This window comes from Stutzerimonas stutzeri (assembly GCF_002909485.1).
Taxonomy (GTDB): Bacteria; Pseudomonadota; Gammaproteobacteria; order Pseudomonadales; family Pseudomonadaceae; genus Stutzerimonas; species Stutzerimonas stutzeri_AH.
Window position 1 is genome coordinate 1 of record NZ_PPXG01000003.1, and the last position, 15,659, is coordinate 15,659.

Annotated in this window: 15 protein-coding genes; 7 read left to right on the top strand and 8 right to left on the bottom strand. The window is 62.2% G+C overall.

What is annotated here, in order from left to right; all coding sequences use genetic code 11:
- The 5 genes from CXK91_RS07425 to CXK91_RS07445 all read left to right on the top strand — a co-directional run.
- Positions 1 to 929: type VI secretion system Vgr family protein (locus CXK91_RS07425; protein WP_146048122.1), on the top strand; the 929-nt coding region annotated here is incomplete at its 5' end.
- Positions 930 to 932: 3 nt separating this feature from the next.
- Positions 933 to 1,754, top strand: coding sequence for a DUF4123 domain-containing protein (locus tag CXK91_RS07430; protein ID WP_103455546.1), 822 nt, complete (start codon positions 933 to 935; stop codon positions 1,752 to 1,754).
- The gene (locus tag CXK91_RS07435; protein ID WP_103455547.1) at positions 1,751 to 5,524 is read left to right on the top strand and encodes a hypothetical protein; all 3,774 of its coding nucleotides are present in this window, start codon (positions 1,751 to 1,753) and stop codon (positions 5,522 to 5,524) included. Before CXK91_RS07430 ends, CXK91_RS07435 begins: the two co-directional genes overlap by 4 nt.
- 151 nt (positions 5,525 to 5,675) lie before the next feature.
- A complete protein-coding gene (locus tag CXK91_RS07440; protein ID WP_256055746.1) occupies positions 5,676 to 6,581 on the top strand; it encodes a hypothetical protein in 906 nt (301 codons plus the stop codon).
- A gap of 9 nt (positions 6,582 to 6,590) precedes the next feature.
- Complete coding sequence (locus CXK91_RS07445; protein ID WP_256055747.1) at positions 6,591 to 7,559, top strand: hypothetical protein; 969 nt, start codon at positions 6,591 to 6,593, stop codon at positions 7,557 to 7,559.
- 145 nt (positions 7,560 to 7,704) lie between these two features.
- Here the strand turns inward: CXK91_RS07445 and CXK91_RS07450 are convergent, their stop codons facing one another.
- The 6 genes from CXK91_RS07450 to CXK91_RS07475 all read right to left on the bottom strand — a co-directional run bounded on the left by CXK91_RS07450 (position 7,705) and on the right by CXK91_RS07475 (position 12,036).
- Positions 7,705 to 9,660, bottom strand: a complete 1,956-nt coding sequence (locus CXK91_RS07450) for a DUF4105 domain-containing protein (RefSeq protein ID WP_103455549.1) — start codon at positions 9,658 to 9,660, stop codon at positions 7,705 to 7,707.
- Positions 9,657 to 9,977: a DUF2388 domain-containing protein gene (locus CXK91_RS07455; protein ID WP_103455550.1), complete on the bottom strand. Its 321-nt coding sequence runs from the start codon at positions 9,975 to 9,977 to the stop codon at positions 9,657 to 9,659. The genes CXK91_RS07450 and CXK91_RS07455 overlap by 4 nt, the downstream gene beginning before the upstream one ends.
- A 43-nt stretch (positions 9,978 to 10,020) precedes the next feature.
- Complete coding sequence (locus tag CXK91_RS07460; protein WP_103455551.1) at positions 10,021 to 10,317, bottom strand: DUF2388 domain-containing protein; 297 nt, start codon at positions 10,315 to 10,317, stop codon at positions 10,021 to 10,023.
- Positions 10,318 to 10,437: 120 nt separating this feature from the next.
- Positions 10,438 to 10,755 (bottom strand): DUF2388 domain-containing protein, encoded by a 318-nt coding sequence (locus CXK91_RS07465; protein WP_103455552.1) that lies wholly within the window; start codon positions 10,753 to 10,755, stop codon positions 10,438 to 10,440.
- A gap of 116 nt (positions 10,756 to 10,871) precedes the next feature.
- Positions 10,872 to 11,072: a DUF1127 domain-containing protein gene (locus CXK91_RS07470; RefSeq protein WP_103455553.1), complete on the bottom strand. Its 201-nt coding sequence runs from the start codon at positions 11,070 to 11,072 to the stop codon at positions 10,872 to 10,874.
- 163 nt (positions 11,073 to 11,235) lie between these two features.
- The gene (locus CXK91_RS07475; RefSeq protein WP_181003929.1) at positions 11,236 to 12,036 is read right to left on the bottom strand and encodes an AraC family transcriptional regulator; all 801 of its coding nucleotides are present in this window, start codon (positions 12,034 to 12,036) and stop codon (positions 11,236 to 11,238) included.
- An 87-nt stretch (positions 12,037 to 12,123) separates the two neighbouring features.
- Here CXK91_RS07475 and CXK91_RS07480 point away from each other — a divergent pair, with 87 nt between their 5' ends.
- Complete coding sequence (locus tag CXK91_RS07480) at positions 12,124 to 13,113, top strand: bile acid:sodium symporter family protein (protein WP_103455555.1); 990 nt, start codon at positions 12,124 to 12,126, stop codon at positions 13,111 to 13,113.
- Positions 13,114 to 13,233: 120 nt separating this feature from the next.
- The gene (locus CXK91_RS07485) at positions 13,234 to 13,824 is read left to right on the top strand and encodes an NAD(P)H-dependent oxidoreductase (RefSeq protein ID WP_103455556.1); all 591 of its coding nucleotides are present in this window, start codon (positions 13,234 to 13,236) and stop codon (positions 13,822 to 13,824) included.
- Between the two features lie 72 nt (positions 13,825 to 13,896).
- On the opposite strand, the gene CXK91_RS07490 is transcribed toward CXK91_RS07485, so the two are convergent.
- Together CXK91_RS07490 and CXK91_RS07495 are read right to left on the bottom strand one after the other, a co-directional pair.
- Complete coding sequence (locus CXK91_RS07490; RefSeq protein WP_103455557.1) at positions 13,897 to 15,333, bottom strand: NAD(P)(+) transhydrogenase (Re/Si-specific) subunit beta; 1,437 nt, start codon at positions 15,331 to 15,333, stop codon at positions 13,897 to 13,899.
- A 3-nt stretch (positions 15,334 to 15,336) separates the two neighbouring features.
- Complete coding sequence (locus CXK91_RS07495) at positions 15,337 to 15,654, bottom strand: NAD(P) transhydrogenase subunit alpha (RefSeq protein WP_003284152.1); 318 nt, start codon at positions 15,652 to 15,654, stop codon at positions 15,337 to 15,339.
- Between the last annotated feature and the right edge of the window lie 5 nt (positions 15,655 to 15,659).

A 15,659-nucleotide genomic window follows, 5' to 3' on the forward strand; every position in this document is an offset into this window, starting at 1 on the left:
ACGAGTACGGCCGCGTGCGCGTTCAATTCCACTGGGACCGCGAAGGCCAGGCCGACGACAAGACCAGCTGCTGGCTACGCGTCAGCTCGAGCTGGGCCGGCGACCGCTATGGCGGCATCGCCATCCCGCGGGTCGGCATGGAAGTGCTGGTCACCTTTCTCGAAGGCGACCCCGACCAACCGCTGGTGACCGGCTGCCTGTACCACAAGGAACACCAGGTCCCCTACGACCTGCCGGCGAACAAAACCCGCACGGTGTTCAAGACCCTGAGCTCCCCAGGTGGTGGCGGTTACAACGAGCTGCGTATCGAAGACCGCAAGGGCGCCGAACAGATCTACATCCACTCCCAGCGCGACTGGGACGAGAACATCGAGCACGACCGGAAGATCCGCGTCGGCCACGAACGCCACGACACTGTCGAGGCCAACAGCTACAGCGAATTCAAAGCCGAAGAACACCGCACCACCCACGCTGACCGTAAGACCGAAGTCCGCGCCAACGACCACCTCACCGTCGGCAACAGTCAGCACCTGAAGATCGGCACCGGGCAGTTCATCGAGGCAGGCAATGAAATTCACCTCTCCAGCGGCTTGAAAGTAGTCCTCGAAGCCGGCAGCGAACTGACCTTCAAGGCAGCCGGCAGCTTTATCAAGCTCGATGCCAGCGGCATCACCATGGTCGGGCCTTTGATCCGGATGAACTCGGGGGGAAGTCCGGGTAAGGGGGCCGGTGCGGCGCCGGTGTTGCCGGGGCAAGTTAGGGCGGCAGATGCGGATGTGCCTGGGGCTGTGCTTGAACATCGACTGAAGCAAGCGAGATTCAGCCATACACCGCTAATCGAGTTGTGTCAGAAGCCTCGGGGCGGTACGCCAATGCAATGCCCGCTGACCAACTGTCCTTGTCGTCATGCCGCCCAGTTAGGGAGCTGATTGATGTCTGTACAGATACTCGCAGGGCTTCCCAATCTTTCTACCCCACTCTTCATGCTGCTCGAATTGGATGAGCCCCTGCTGCAGCGGATTTACCAGCTAGAGCCTGATCCACGACCGGAAGCTCTGTTTGCCAATACCGAGCTGGGCGCTCATGTCGAACAAGGACCTTGGCTAATACAACTGGCGCCGGATAGCCCCTCGTTGTCGGCGTATCGCCAAGCGCCGGAGCAATGGCCTGGCGTGTTGTTGAGTTCCGGGCGGCCAGTTGATGAGCTGTTGGCTCATCTGCGCGCGATGCTGGTCGTGCAGTTTGAAGGTGAGCGTAAGGGGATACTGCGCTATTACGATCCACAGGTGGCCAGTTACCTTTTCGCGGCTACCGAGGCCGTTATCACTTGGCTAGGCCCCATCGAGCAGTTGTTCTGGCATGGCGCCACCTGGGCAGACCGCAGCGAGCACATCAGCCATTGGCGCAGCCTACGGAGCGAGTCGACCAATCATGGGGCGCCGCCGAAAGGCAAGCTGATACTCGACAGAATGCAGATTGCTGCTCTCGAACGGCAGCAACTAGAGGCATTTGCCTATGAGCGCTGGCAGGAGCATTCACAGGCTGAGTTCAACCAGGTTTTGGGCTATCTGCAGCAGGGTCTTGCCTCTGGGTTCGACGACGAGAAGAGCCTGGGCGCATACCTCGAAGCCCGGCTCACTTATCCCCAGCACCTAAGCCATCCCCAAATCGCATCGGGCCAGGTGCAGTTTCGTCTGCAGCAACTGCAATCCTGGCTGGAAGCCACACCAGCCCCCTCGGAGAGTCAAGGATGAATGCCAAAGTAGGGAGTCTGTCCGGCAATCCGGCCTGTGAAGCTGGCAAGCTGATCGTCGAAGTGATTGGCAAAGATCACCCACCGGAACAGCGAGTGGTGATCTATGACGAAACCGATCATGAGCTGCAGGAGTGGCTAACCCAGCAGGTCAAACAAGAGCTTGTAGCTGATTCTCGGCGGAGCAGCACCCTGCATATCTGGGATTGGCAGCAGCAACCCAAGCGCCATCTCTGGCTGGAGATCGAAGCAGAGCGCGGCAGCCCCATCCGCGTGCCGCTGATGGATGACACACGCGCTACCCCGCGCCAGCGTGAGCGGCAGTGGAACTGCATCGTCCCTGCAGTACCCATGAGCACGATGCTCGGTATCAGCGCCAACCACCAGCATCGTGAATACCCCGTGCATGTGCGCCCCGGCTTCATCTACCTGTTCTATCGCGGCAAAGTGTGGCGTGAACTGGAGATTCGTCAGGCTGAGGGGCAGGTGACTTATCACGACGTACGCCTGAGTGACTTTCGCAATGGCGACCGCTTTCGAGATGGCGCCCGCACGGCCAGTGGCAAAGGGCTGAGTGAGATTTGGCTGCCAGCCAGATGGAACAACCGCGCGGCCCCGGATATCGAGATAGGTTATGCCGAGGTGCAATGGCCTGCCGTTCGCCTGAACGCTATGGAGCGCAATGCTCGCCTGCGTCGCGCCCGCTGCAATCGCTTAGGCCTGGCCGTGGCCGAACGCAGCTTCGGTAACACCACTTACCGGGCTTCCAGCCAGCAGCAGGCCTTCTACCTGCAAAATGTCCCCGCCCATCGTCCGCGTGAGCCCGCCCGCGAATGGTTGTTCGATCAACCGCTCAAGTATCTGCACGATCTGAGCGGCCAGTACCCCGTGCAGAGCCAGCAGTATGCTCAGCAGGTTCATCAACGCCACGAGCGCGGCGAATCCAACCCAGGACCAACGCATCCACAGCAAACGCAGGATGACCTACGCCCGGAGACAGGCGCCTGGGCCGTTGAGCTGGGCGACACGCTACAGAACCTCCAGCATGTCTGCAGCGCAACCAACGAACGTGAACACTGGCAGGCCGCTGCGGCTGAAACCGACATGCTGGCCACGGTCAAAAAACGCCATATCGCCGGTGTACTGGTGGTAGATGGCCTCTACCGCATGCGCCACCTGCTGGCGCGCACCAACCAGGCCCAGGCAGTGCTGCAGCTTTGCGCGCAACGGGCCACCTTCCATCCCCATCATGCCTCGGCATTGTTGATTCAGCGGATGATGGTTCCACCCCATATCGGCGGGCAAAGCAACCCGCTGCACCGCTTCATCAGCCAGGTCAGCCAAGAGGGGCGCCAACAGATCGACCTGTGTTCGGGCCAGCATGCTCGCCAGTTGGCCATGACCTGCCTCAAAGCCGCCCAGGACAACCTCGCCGCCTGGCTGGAGCAGGCAGCCAACCAGCATGCGCTGGGCGACCATTTCTGCCTGGAGGGGCTCGACTACGCCGGCGCCTTCCAGCTTTGCAGCCAGCTATTCGTCTGCCTGGCGCGCACGGCCGATCAACAGGATCCATTCCTGGCGGCAGGCGATGCACCCCGCAGAAGCGCCGGTAGAACGCTGCTCTGCAAGATTGCGCAAAGCGCCAGCCAGCCTCTACATCGCATGCTGTGGCCAGAGGCGGACGACGACACCCTGCTCAAGCCCTATCAAGCGGTGCAAACACCGAACAACGGCGAAGGCCATTATCGTGCCGAAGCGTTGAACCAGGTGGCGCAGCTCAATGCACCGCCCGGCGAAGAGCCGGCGACCCTGGAAGGCAACACGCTCGCAGGATTGATGCAACAGCCGGACTTCCTGCTCCTGCCTTCCGCCAAAAGCGGCGCCGCCGCACTGATAAACGTATGGGAGAACCTGACCAGCGCCCAGAAGGAGGCGCAAAAAGGGTTGACCAGCGCCAGCGCAGGACACCAACAGGCTACGACTGAGAGCAGGCGCAGCCGGGTGGAGGCGCATGACCGTGAGGGTGACCTGCGCCACGAGCAAGAGCGCGGCAATGTGCTGAAAGAGGAGCTGGGCAAGGAAGCATTCCCTGCCAAGTACCGAATGTATACCAAGGACCTGCAACTGCTGCGCAGCATGCTGCAGCAGGACTTCGGCGACATGGTGTTCGTGCCCCATAACGCCGTGAACCAGGAGAAATACTACTTCTTCGGTTTGAGCGACCTCCCGGTGTCACCACAGCAAGCGCGGCAGATCTTTGGCAAGCTTTTGAATCTGGAGGGAAGGCTGCTGGGCCTCAGCGATGAAGTCAGGGCCAATAGGGCCGGCATCGACCAGTTCGTAGAAGAGCTGCTGCTATTGGCCATCCCCAAGAACCACCGCACCGCCCGCCTGATACGAGAACTGAACCGGCAGATTGCGGAAGAACTGCGTATCCAAAACGACCTTCAGCAGGCGCGGGAGCGCCGGGAAGCCGCCCGTAGCCGCCTGAGCGAAGCCAACAATACCCTGAAACAGGCGCAAGAGCGGCTGGCCCAACAAGAGCGCGGCTGGCGCCGAAGCTCACGCGGCGTGCCCAGCTCTAAGGCCTTTCCCGCTGGTGTGTTGATTCTGGAGGTTTTTAATGTGCAGGCGGAGTTCGAGGCTAGAGATGCAACAATAAGAAATAAAGGTGAATCTAGGTCTGCTGTGGGACTAATCAGTGCAGCAACTGATTTGCTATTAGCCATGGAGTTTCTAGCCAATAAAGTCGCGCACAACCACCCACGAGTTCAAACATTTCAAAAGCGGATAGTTGATAGGGTGCTCTTCAACCCTGGGTCAGGCCTGCAAAAACTCTTTGGCGGTCGACTGGTAAGCGTGACCGGCAAACTGGCCTTCCAAACCTTTGCCGGCACGCTCTTCATCGGTATCAGCATTTACGACGCCATGCACGAAGCCAGCCTGGGCGATGATGCCGCCTGGGGCTACGGGCTGATGGCCGTGGGCGGCCTGGTCGGGGTAGTTGGCGGCTTCTTTACCGCCAGCGGCGCCACCTTCCTGGGCCTGGGCCCGGTTGGCTGGACTACTCTGCTGCTGATTCTGGCGGGTGGGGCGCTGGTGTGGTGGCTGGACGACAGCCCCATTGAGGAGTGGCTGACCAACGGCCCCTTCGGCAGTAACCGCAGCGCCAAGGTGCCCCACCTCTGGAACGACCCACAGGAGGCCTTCTACCGCCTGGTCAGCCTGTTTGCCGGTATTCGCATCCGCATCGGCGCCAACCCGGAGCAGGCACGCCACAGCGGCGCCATGGGCCTGCTCGACCCCGCCGAATACCATGCGATGCGCCGCGCCAATACCCTGGTGCGTATCGAAAGCAACCTGCCTGGGCTCGCCACCACCTTGGGCAGCGCCAATATCCATGCGCTCAGCCAACTGCGTAGCAGCAACCATCGCCTAAGCCCGAGGGATATGATGCAATCCAGCAGCCATAGCCTGAGCCCCATCCAGCCCCTGGCTCAGCGCCTGTACCCCGATGCCCTGGAACTGTTCTACGAGGTACCGGTTTCGCAGAGCATGCCGCGCACGCCCCCCCATCGATGGCAGACTTACACGCTGGCCGTACGCGCGCAGATAATCGTGCAAGGTGAGAATCAGACTTGGGTGTTTCCGGCGCCAGCGCCGACCGATGTCCTGCGTTACGACTCTGAACGGCATCGCGAACCCGTTTTCAGCCAAGCCAAACAACCCTTCTGGGCCAATGAACAGACCCACCCGGACAGCCAGCCGTAAGGATGCCCCCATGACTGCCCACTACAGCCCCAGCGCCTACCAGCCAGAGCGCATTCCCGACCAGCCGGCAGCGGTCAAGCGCAGTTGGTTGTTCCGCTTTGGCAGCTCGCGCCTGCCCTGGGGCCATACCGAGGATATCGTGCCCCATAGCATGCTGAGCCAGCCATCACCTGCCGGCCTGCGAGATGTTGAACGCTATGAGTCCGCGCTGGAAACGGGGGCGAAAAAGCGCCAGGCATACGAAATGCTGGATTACCACCAGATCATCGATCACGAACGCTATCGACATGCGTCACTCTCCAAACGCAGCCTGTTCTGGTTTTATCTATGGGGGGGGGGACGCTTTGTTTTTTGGGTGATGATGATTATGTCGCCTATAAGCTGGCTGCTTGTGGCTGATGCTCATCCAGAAGGTTTTACTCAAGGCTTAATTAGTGTTGTTCTAGAGACAGCGCCTTGGTTTTTGGGAGTTCCCCTAGCCTGCTGGGCCATAGGCTCCCTAGTCGTCCACAAGCTTACCAACTGGGTCGTTCGCCCTTCCAAAGGTCCGCTCTGGGAGCTCAACCGCCGCACCGGCATCGTTACGTTCTTCGATTACGACAATATGGGTGAGTACAAACGCAGCGGCACTATCGGTGAGTTCACCTGCCCCTTTTATGAGTTCGATGCCTATATCAGCAGTGGTCCTGACCGCCAGGGGTTGATCTGGCATCAACTGCATCTGGTGCATCGCTATCACGACCTGGCCATCGACCTCAGCCCCATCGTTTCCAAAGACTCCAGCATGGCGCCGCACTTCGCCGCCTGGGATTTTCTGCAGAACTACATGGACATCAGCCGCCCCCTGCCGGATATCCCGCTGTTTGAGCAGCACCGCGCGAACGACCCGGTAACGGCAGCGCATGACCGCCGCACGGGCCGCCCCGAGCGCTACTGGCGTGATATGGACGATGAAACCTGGGAAGCGCAACTGACGCAGAATCTGGGCCGCGTCAATGCCTATGACATCACCGGCCGCCTCAACCTGATGGATCGCCATGTGCGTTATGCCGATTGATTGCACCCTATGACTGCCCATTACAGCCCCAGCGCCTACCAGCCGGCGCGCATTCCCGACCAGCCGACAGCGGTCAAGCGCAGTTGGTTGTTTCGCTTTGGCAGCTCGCGCCTGCCTTGGGGCCATACCGAAGATATCGTGCCCCATAGCATGCTGAGCCATACATCCCCCGCCGGTCTGCGAGATGTTGAACGCTATGAGCACGCGCTGGAAACAGGGGAGGAGCAACGAGAAGCCTACGAACTGCTGGATTACCACCAGGTCATCGATCACGAACGCTATCGACATGCGTCACTCTCCAAACGCAGCCTGTTCTGGTTTTATCTGTGGGGAGGGGGGCGCTTTGTTTTTTGGGCTCTTCTGGTTCTACTTCCTTTCGCGTGGTCTGTAGATGCCTATCACAATCCTTCAGGTTTCCTATCAGGGTTCTGGGCTGTCGTACTAGAAACAGCACCATGGTTTTTAGGTCCCCCCCTCGCCTGCTGGGCCATAGGCTCCCTAGTTGTTCACAAGTTCACCAACTGGGTCGTTCGCCCTTCCAAGGGGCCGTTATGGGAGTTCAACCGCCGCACTGGCATGGTCACCATCTTCGATTACGACAATATGGGCGAGTACCAGCGCAGCGGCACCATCGGTGAGTTCACCTATCCCTTTCATGAGTTCGATGCCTATATCAGCAGCGGTCCCGACCGCCAAGGGCTGATCTGGCATCAACTGCATCTGGTGCATCGCTATCACGACCTGGCCATCGACCTCAGCCCCATCGTGCCCAAGGACTCCAGCATGGCTCCGCACTTCGCCGCCTGGGATTTTCTGCAGAACTACATGGACATCGGCCGCCCGCTGCCGGATATCCCGCTGTTCGAGAAACACCGCGCGAACGACCCGACCACGGCGGCACATGACCGCCGCACGGGCCGCTCCGAGCGCTACTGGCGTGATATGGACGATGAAACCTGGGAAGCGCAACTGACTTAGAATCTGGGCCGCGTCAATGCCTATGACATCACCGGCCGCCTCAACCTGATGGATCGCCATGTGCGTTATGCCGATTGATTGCGGCCGACCGGGGAGGCTCCATAGCCCGTCCTATAGCTCCCGGTAGGCCTATCGGAACCATCATCTACGGCAACTCCAACCCACCCCCAGCCTTGTGCAACCCGCGCAGATGCTCGCCGATTTGCGCCAGGTTCCCTTCGATCGCTTCCAGCTCCTTCCTCCGCTCATCGCCCAGCAGCACCCGGACTTCCTGATCCAGCTCTTCACTCAGCTGATTCAGGCGCAGTTGGCGTTGTTCGCTTTCGCGTTCCAGGCGGGTCCATTCGCTGAGCTGTGGCAGGCCGTAGCCGTCGCCATCGAGCAGTTCGGCGGGGCGGCTGAGGTAGCCGCTGTTGGCGAGGATTTCCTGCAGGGCGCCGTCGGCTTTGTTCAACGTGGCATCCCGACCGCGGCCGCCGAGGTAGCGGTTCTTCAGTTCGTCCTGGGCGAGGAGTAGCTGGCGGCGCAGCGCGGCCTGTTCGACTAGCAGCAGGGCGGCGGAGGCGCGTAGATCGGCGCGGTCGATCCATTGCTGACGGTCGGCGGCACTGAGTTCCAGCCACTGTTCGACGCTGTCCTGCGGTAGACCGAGGCGCTCCTTGAGGATGGTGAACATGGCCTGGTAGCGGTCGCGATAGGAATCGAAACGATAGCCCAGGCGCAGCGCTTCACGTGTGTCGTCGAGGACACTGGCGTCGGCCAGGCCTCGGTGGATCAGCACCTCCAGCAGCCCGTTGGGCATGATGCTGTCCAGCGCGACCAGCTCTTGGCGTGCCGTGCCGGTGCGCAGCAGCTTGAGGGTTTCCACCGCGCAGTTGTTGGACAGGAAATAGTAGTCGCCGTCGTAGCTCCAATGCAGCTCGGCGCTGCGCTCGACCAGTGCGCGAATCTCCTCGCGCTGCAGTTTCAGCGGCACCGAAGCCAGCCCGCGCAGTTCCACCTTGGTGTATTCGTCGATCACCTGGCCCAACGGCAGAATGAACAGGCGAGAGGGATAGACGCCGGTAAGGCCGTCCCAGCTGGACAGTTGCACATCGTCGACGAAGGCACGGAAGGACAGCACCAGATGATGATCCAGATCCAGTCGGCAATCGGGACCTGGCTCGCGACTAGGTGCGCAGATCACCAGGCGCAGCATGCTGTGGCCCCAGCGACTGACCCAGGCATCGTTGGCTTCGGCGAACAGGTAGTCGACCTCATAGACCCGCTCGGGATCGAGGCTCAGCAGCGGCGTGCGGCCGAACTCGCGACCGGCGTTCAGAAACGGATAGTCGTCGGCGCAATCGGCAGCGTTTTCTGGTGCCCAACTGAAGTGGTCGCGCAGGTAGCGTTGCAGGGAGGGGCGGCGACAGGCGTAGCTGGGGTCGAGCAGGAAATACTCAAGGTTAACGGCTACGAATTCCAGCGGGCTGGTTAGCTCGTACGGGTCGGGACTGCGTACCAGTTGAGCGTTGTCGTGTTCACGCAGGCCGCGCTTGCCGACCCTTTGCGGCCAGCCGGCCAGATCGAGCAGGCGGGGGTCATCACTGAGGGTGAAGCGCCGGCCGGTCTGCCCGCGGCAGTGGTCGGGCAGGCCGATCAGCCCTAGGTTGCCGGCACGCTGGCGGCATTGGCCCTGTAGCAGGTGCTGCTCGGGCGACCATAGGCGAGCGCGGTCGTATAGATGCGCTACTTCGTGAACGACCGTGGCGAGTAGCTCGCGGCGTACCGTGCCGTGGGGACGATTGGTCTTCTCGCTGGCAGCGCTGCCGTCGGTAAGTGCCGGTAGCAGGCGCCGATTGAGCTGAAGGCGATTGCCGCCGGCGCGGCCATAGGCCTGCTCCGGCAGATCATCGCGCCACTGCACTCGAACTTCGCGGTCGAGGCTCTGCACCAGGCGCGGGGGCAGTGCGGCCATGGCTTCGTCCAGCAGCGCCTGGCTGGCTGCGCGTTGCTCGGCGTCCAGCGTGCGTGAGTCGAGGGCCAGTCGCAGCTCGCCATGAGCTGCGATGCTGGCCAGGCTCAGGCAGCTCGCCAGCAGCCAGGCGCCGAGGCGGGTCACAGCGCGAGGATGGCTTCGGCCAGTTGCAGGTCGCTGGCGCCACGCGCTGCGGGGAATTCGCTGCGCAGCGTGCCAATCGCTGCCTCCAGATGGGCACCGCGGATTTCGCCAGCACTGGCGACGAAGCTGGCGGCGTCTTCACGGGCTTCGACGACGACTTTCATGTCGCTGATGCGGCTCGTCACGTCGGAGGTGAAGTTGATGCTGCGGTCCAGGGCACGTACGACGATGTTGCTGGTGGCGACCAAGGTTTGCGCCTGGGCAGTGCCCGCGATGACGGCCAACGCCAGCGGGACGGCGAGCAATAGCTTGTACATGGATGAATCTCTCACGGGTCGGGGCACTGGCAAGCCGGTGCGGTTATTGGACGAGGATCGCTTCGGCCAGCTCCAGATCGCTGGCGGCGAGCTCCGGATGCTCCTGGCGCAGGCGCGACATGGCGGCCTGCAGGCGTGCCGCGGCATGCTGGCCTTCGCTGGCGACGAAGCCGGCCGCATCATCGCGGGCATCGGCGATCAGCTTGTTGTCGAAAGGCGCGCTGGTCAGCTGGCTACTGACGTAGCTGGTCTTCACGACGCCCGCGGTAGTGACATCGAAGGCGTGTGCCGAGCCGGTAATGAAAGCGATGCACAAAATGGCGATGGAAAACGAACGCATGTGAACCCTGTTACCGAGTAAAACGGCGCCAAGGCTAGCGAAACGCTTTCTCCAGAGCCAGTGTCTGGTTGCATCCGCAGGTTTCGACAGCGCTTATGCACTGTCGCAGATATCTTGGAGTCAGAGGGCGAGGATGGCCTGTGCCAGTTGCAGATCACTGGCGCCAAGCTGTGGCTGCTCACTGCGAATGTGCCGCAGTGCAGCCTCGAGATGAGCGCCGCGCAGATCGCCTTGGCTAGCGACAAAGCGCGCAGCATCGTCGCGGGCATCGAGCACCAGCTTATCGTCGCGCAGGGAAGAGGTGAGGTCCGAGGTGGCATCCACGGTATTGATCAGGCCGCCGACCACCATATCGGTGGTGGCGGTGAAGCTGGCAGCCGAGGCGCCACCGCTAAGCAGAAGACCGGCGGCGAAAAGGGGAAGCAGGATTCGGGACATGGCAGATCTCCAGTAGTGAGGCTCTAGACCGCGCCATGGGTGTGGCGTTCCCGCTGCTACGGCCTGGCAGCACGCAGCATAGTCCGAATCTGTATGCGAGGTAGATCGAGGTTGGCTCAGCGCCAGAACGGTTTCTCCAACTCCGCCGCGCGCATGCTGTGGCTGATGCCGACGTCAGCCAGCTGGCGATCGTCGAGCTGCGCCAGCTGCTGACGGGTACGGCTGTTGCGGTGCCAGCGGCGCAGCGCTTGCAGCATCTGCTGCCAGTGGTGCCTGACGCGGGTGACGACATAGGGACGGGGCAGCGTGCGGTCCATGGCGCGTTCCTTCCCGGCGTGGCCGGGTGCGGGTTATGGGTACACAGGATCGCGTGCGCCGCCAGAGCGAAACAGCCACAGGGATTCTCGATTGTGCCGGTGCAGTTTTCCTGTGAGTGCGACTGTATCGGTCGCATGCACTCCAACTGTTTCGGCGCTGGGTCTACTGGCGCGGTAGGCGCGAAAGAGCGCCCGGTGTGGTGCCGAACTGTTGGCCGAAAGCGGCGATGAATGCCGAGGTGGATTCGTAACCGCACGCCAGCGCAACGTCGGTAACCGGCTGACCTTGCTCCAGCAGGGGAAGGGCGCTGAGCAGGCGTAAACGCTGACGCCAGGCGCGGAAGCTGAGGCCGGTGTCGCGTTGAAATTGGCGGGTCGGGGTCTTCTCGGAAACCTGTAGGCGTTCGCTCCATTGCACTAGGTTGAGTGAAAGATCGGGTTGCTCATAGAGCGCCTCGCAGACCTGGCGAAGACGGGCGTCGCTGGGCCAGGGCAGGGAATAGCCGATCGCTGGCGCTGCGCGCAGCTGATCGAGCAGCACCGCGGCCAGTCGGCCGTCGGCACCCTGCTCGTCGTACTCCACCGGTAGCGCACCAAAGGCGCGGATCAGCTCGCGCAGCAATGGGCTGACGGCCAGCACCTGGCAACGGGAGGGCGCCCACGCCACGGCGCGATAGTCGATGTACAGGCTGCGCATCTCGGTGTGCGGTGAGCTGATTACCTCATGGAGCAAACCCGGGGGGATCAGAATGGCGCGTTGCGGCGGAGCTAGGAAGCGCCCGCGGTCGGTGTGCACCCGCAGCACACCGCTGATGGCGTAGGACAGCTGCGCCCAGGGGTGGCTGTGCCTTGGGGTGGTGGTCCGCTCAGGCAGGGATTCGCTGCGGGCGAACACTGGGCGTGGCAGCGCTTGCATTGTGGGAATGCTGCGTCGCGCAAGACCGTTTTGTCCTTTTCGCGACATTTGTTTGGCCAATGGCGTTAGTCGGTTATTCGAGTCGACAGTAGACTCGCTGGCAACTTGCCGCAAGCCACGCAATCAGGAGCGCATATGGCCAGACCTCGCCTGCTACCGGACAACTTCACACTCGCGCTGCTGGGCGCTGTAGCCATCGCCACGCTGCTGCCAGCGCGTGGGCAGGGCGTGGTGGTGTTCGAGTGGATCACCAATCTGGCGATCGCCCTGCTGTTCTTCATGCACGGCGCCAAGCTCTCGGGCAGCGCGATCCTCGCAGGCATGGGGCATTGGCGTCTGCATCTCCTGGTTTTCGGCTGCACCTTCGTGCTGTTTCCGCTGCTCGGGTTGGCGCTGCGCCCGCTGCTGACGCCGATGATCGGACCAGAGCTGTATCTGGGCATGCTCTACCTCTGCGCATTGCCGGCGACGGTGCAGTCGGCCATCGCCTTCACGTCCCTGGCGCGCGGCAATATTCCCGCTGCGGTGTGCAGTGCGGCGGCTTCAAGCCTGATCGGCATCTTCCTCACGCCGTTGCTGGTGCTGTTGCTGATGGGCGCGCAGGGCGAGGGTGGCTCGACGCTCGATGCCATCGGCAAGATCGTCGTGCAGCTGCTGCTGCCGTTCATTGCCGGGCAGATTGCGCGGCGCTGGATCGGCGACTGGGTTGCGCGCAACAAGGGTTGGCTGAAGAACGTCGACCAGAGTTCGATCCTGCTGGTGGTCTACACGGCGTTCAGCCATGCGGTGGTCGAGGGCATCTGGCACGAAGTGCCACTGCCCCAGCTGCTCGGGCTGGTGCTGGCCTGCTGCCTGCTGCTGGCGTTGGTGCTGTTCATTATCTGGCTGATCGCACGCTGGCTGGGCTTCGATCTGGAAGACCGTATTACCATCCTTTTCGCCGGATCGAAGAAGAGTCTGGCGACGGGGATCCCAATGGCGCAGGTGCTATTCGCAGGCGGTGCATTGGGGACGTTGATCCTGCCGCTGATGCTGTTCCACCAGATTCAGTTGATGGTCTGCGCGGTGCTTGCGCAGCGCTATGCGTCGCGGCCGGACGCTGCCCCTTTGGTGAAAGTGAGCTGAGTGGATGCCAATGGGTAGAGGATTCGTGACTGCTACGCAAAGATGATTTGCCGACTGCGGCCTGGGAGGCCCGCACGGCCGCGGTTAAGCTGCGCGCCATTCTGTTGCTGAGGCATTCCCATGAACAAGATTCTGCTACTCAACGGCGGCAAGGCCTTTGCCCACTCGGCCGGCCAGTACAATGCCACGCTGCACCAAGTGGCGATTGAAACCCTCGCCGCCGCGGGCTTTGAGATCAAGACTACCGAGATCGACGCTGGCTACGATGCGCAGGAAGAAGTCGAGAAAATTCTCTGGGCCGACGCACTGATCTACCAGATGCCCGGCTGGTGGATGGGCGCGCCCTGGACCGTGAAGAAATACCTCGACGAAGTGTTCACCGTCGGCCACGGCAGCCTCTACGCCAACGACGGTCGCACCCGCTCCGATGCATCGCAGAAGTACGGCAGCGGCGGCCTGCTGCACGGCAAACGCTACATGATCTCCGCCACCTGGAATGCCCCGCAGCAGGCCTTCGACGACCCCAGCGACTTCTTCGCCGGCAAAGGCGTGGACGCCGTCTATCTACCATTCCACAAGGCCCACGAGTTTCTCGGCATGCAGGGTCTGCCGACTTTCCTCTGCGTCGACGTGATGAAGCGGCCGCAGATCGAGGCGGATGTCGCGCGCTATCGCCGGCATCTGGGCGAGGTGTTTGGCTTCACGGCCTGAGCGCTTCGGCCAGCAAAGAAAAACCCCTCGCGGCATCGGCCGGGAGGGGTTTTTCGGTTCAGCGGTTGCGGCTCAGTCGACGGCCTTGACCATATCCTCGACGACCTTCTTGGCGTCGCCGAAGACCATCATGGTCTTGTCCATGTAGAACAGCTCGTTGTCCAGACCGGCATAACCGCTGGCCATGGAGCGCTTGTTGACGATGACCGTCTTGGCTTTGTAGGCCTCGAGAATCGGCATGCCAGCGATCGCCGACTTCGGATCGGTCTTCGCCGCCGGGTTGACCACGTCGTTGGCGCCGAGCACCAGCACCACGTCGGCCTGGCCGAACTCGGAGTTGATGTCGTCCATCTCGAACACCTGCTCGTAAGGCACCTCGGCCTCCGCCAGCAGCACGTTCATGTGGCCCGGCATGCGCCCGGCGACCGGGTGGATCGCGTACTTCACGGTCACGCCCATGTGCGTCAGCTTCTCGGCCAGTTCCATCAGCGCGTGCTGCGCGCGGGCCACCGCCAGGCCGTAGCCGGGAACGATGATCACGGTGTCGGCGTTGGTCAGCAGGAACGCGGCGTCGTCGGCCGAACCGGACTTCACGTTGCGCTCAAGCTGCGCGCCCGCCGGGCCGCCGGCATCGGCGTCGGCACCGAAGCCGCCGAGGATCACGTTGAAGAACGAGCGGTTCATCGCCTTGCACATGATGTACGAGAGGATCGCGCCGCTCGAGCCCACAAGCGAGCCGGCGATGATCAGCATCGAGTTGTTCAGCGAGAAGCCGATACCGGCGGCCGCCCAGCCCGAGTAGCTGTTGAGCATCGACACCACCACCGGCATGTCCGCACCGCCGATGGGGATGATGATCAGCACGCCGATGACGAACGCCAGTGCCACCAGGATGGCAAAGGCGGTCAGGTTGCCGGTGAAGGTGTAGACCAGGCCCAGGCCGAGGATCGCCAGGCCGACGGCCAGGTTGACCATGTGCTGGCCCTTGAATACCACCGGGGCACCCTGGAACAGGCGGAACTTGTACTTGCCGGACAGCTTGCCGAAGGCGATCACCGAACCGGAGAAGGTGATGGCACCGATGGCCGCGCCGAGGAACAGTTCCAGGCGATTGCCCACCGGAATCGCGTAACCCATCTGCTCGACGATACCCAACGACTGCGGCTCGACCACCGCGGCGATGGCGATGAACACCGCGGCCAGGCCGATCATGCTGTGCATGAAGGCGACCAGCTCGGGCATCTTGGTCATCTCGACGCGCTTGGCCATGATGGTGCCGACGCTACCGCCGATCAGCAGGCCGACGAGCACGTAGCCGATGCCGGCGGTGGCCAGCTCGCTGCCGAGCTTGAAGATCAGGCCGACCGTGGTGAGCATCGCCAGCCCCATGCCGATCATGCCGAACAGGTTGCCGCGTCGTGAGGTGGTGGGGTGGGACAGCCCCTTCAGTGCCTGGATGAAGCACACCGAGGCGACCAGATAGAGCAGGGTGATCAGGTTCATGCTCATGGCTTACTTGCCCTCCGCCTTGGCCGCACTGCGGTCCTTCTTCTTGAACATTTCCAGCATGCGGCGGGTGACCAGGAAGCCCCCGAACACGTTGACCGCGGCCAGCGCCACGGCCAGGGTGCCCATGGCCTTGCCCAGCGGGGTGACGGTGAGCGCGGCGGCCAGCATGGCGCCGACGATGACGATCGCCGAGATCGCGTTGGTGACCGCCATCAGCGGGGTGTGCAGGGCCGGGGTGACGTTCCAGACCACGTGGTAGCCGACGTAGATCGCCAGCACGAAGATGATCAGGTTGTAGATGCCGTCTGAAATCAGATCCATGTTCG